Consider the following 2,112-nt stretch of genomic DNA (forward strand, 5'->3'; position numbering starts at 1 on the left):
AATAATCGTCGTTATCGCTATCCTTTTACTAACTGCACTAACTGCGGTCCTCGCTACAGTATCATCGAGAGTTTACCCTATGATCGCAGTGCCACAACTATGAGGGGTTTTAATCAGTGTCCCGAATGTCAAAGGGAATACGAAAACCCTCTAGATCGCCGTTTTCATGCCCAACCGAATGCCTGTCCTCGTTGCGGACCCCAAATTAGTCTTTTAGACAGTCAAGGCTCTGTATTAGCGGAAAAAGATCAAGCTTTAATCGCCACCGCTAGAGCAATTCAACAGGGAAAAATTATAGCGATCAAAGGATTAGGAGGATTTCACCTAGTTGTCGATGCAAGAAATACGGAAGCAGTGCAAAAATTGCGACAACGTAAACAGCGACCAGATAAGCCTTTTGCCGTGATGTATCCTAATCTTGAGTTAGTGAAAAACCACGGTTATGTATCTTCTTTAGAATCGCAATTATTGCAGTCTCCTGCAGCGGCAATTGTCCTGATCAAACAAAGAAAAAATTATCTTTCTGCTGCCGTTTCTCCGGGTAATCCCTATCTAGGAGTCATGTTACCCTATACTCCCCTACACCATCTTTTATTAGCAGAATTAGGCTTTCCTATTGTGGCAACCAGTGGTAATCTAGCCGATGAACCTATCTGTATTGAGGAAAAAGAAGCTTTAGAAAAATTGGGAACTATCGCCGATTTATTTCTAGTTCATAATCGTCCTATTGTTCGACCAGTGGATGACTCTATTATCAGGGAAATGGCGGGAAAAGCGATGATTTTGCGGCGAGCGCGGGGATATGCTCCCTTTCCCATTAAAGTTAATGATGGAGATTTTCCCCCGATTTTGGCTGTGGGAAGTTATTTTAAAAATACCGTGGCTATCTACCAAAAAAATCAAGTTTTTATCAGTCAACATATCGGCGATTTAGATACGGTTAATGCTGTCAATCATTTTGAAAATATCCTCGATAGTTTAAAAAAATTATACGAGTTTGCACCCGAAGTTATTGCCTGTGATGCTCATCCTGAATATCTAGCGACCAAGTACGCTTATAGCTTAAATTTGCCCGTTATTCCCATTCAACACCATTACGCTCACGTTTTATCCTGCATGGCAGAACATCAGCTACAACCTCCGGTTTTAGGGGTTGCTTGGGATGGAACAGGATACGGTTTAGACGGCACAATTTGGGGGGGAGAGTTTATCCATATTGCTGCCGATTCTTGGCAGCGAGTCGCCCATTTTAAACCCTGGCTATTACCGGGAGGAGAAAAAGCGGTTAAAGAACCCAGACGAGTGGCTTTAGGATTACTAGAAGTTATGGAAAATACTGATAGGATAAAATCAGCTTTTAGTGAACAGGAATGGTCTATTTTTAGGCAAATGTTAACCAAAAAAATTAATTGTCCTTTAACTTCTAGTGTCGGGCGTTTGTTTGATGGTGTGGCGGCGATTCTAGGTTTATGTTATCAATTAAGTTTTGAGGGACAGGCAGCAATGCAGTTAGAATTTGCCCTTGAGGGCATTAAAACGGAGGAATATTATAATTTTTCTTTATCAGCTGACTCACCCATAGTTATTGATTGGAATCAGCTAATTTTAGGAGTTGTTGAGGATTTAGAAAAACAAGTACAAATCGGCATAATTGCCGCTAAATTTCATAATAGTTTAAGTGAGATTATTGTAGAAATTGCTCAGAAAATAGGCAGAGAAAAAATTCTCCTGACGGGAGGCTGTTTTCAAAATCGTTATCTGACGGAAAGAACAATTAATCGCCTACAAGCTTCGGGATTTCAACCCTACTGGCAGCAAACTGTTCCCACTAATGATGGTGGTATTAGCCTTGGTCAAATTATCGGGGCTTTTTCTAAACTTAAACAGTTCTAGATAGGACAAAATTAACTTCTTGGTTAGGATAGACAAGAGGCAAGGGGTGCCTCTCACATTTGCAGAAATACCGACAATCAGCAATTATCAGTGACCCTTAAATTATTACAGACATATCAGCAGCTGCCTGTAAGCATCCCACCGAAAAACTAATACGCTCTGGGGTTGGGGTTGAGTGATAAAATCGGAAATAACGCCCAGTTATAGCAGAGAGTTTCC

Annotated in this window: 1 protein-coding gene; it reads left to right on the plus strand. The window is 40.9% G+C overall.

Annotated elements, in window-relative coordinates; genetic code table 11:
• On the plus strand, nucleotides 1-1,893 hold a 1,893-nt coding region (gene hypF / locus PX481_RS29265), incomplete at its 5' end, for a carbamoyltransferase HypF (protein WP_288097487.1).
• Nucleotides 1,894-2,112: the final 219 nt, after the last annotated feature.

The sequence above is a fragment of the Microcystis sp. M53603_WE2 genome (genome assembly GCF_030065435.1).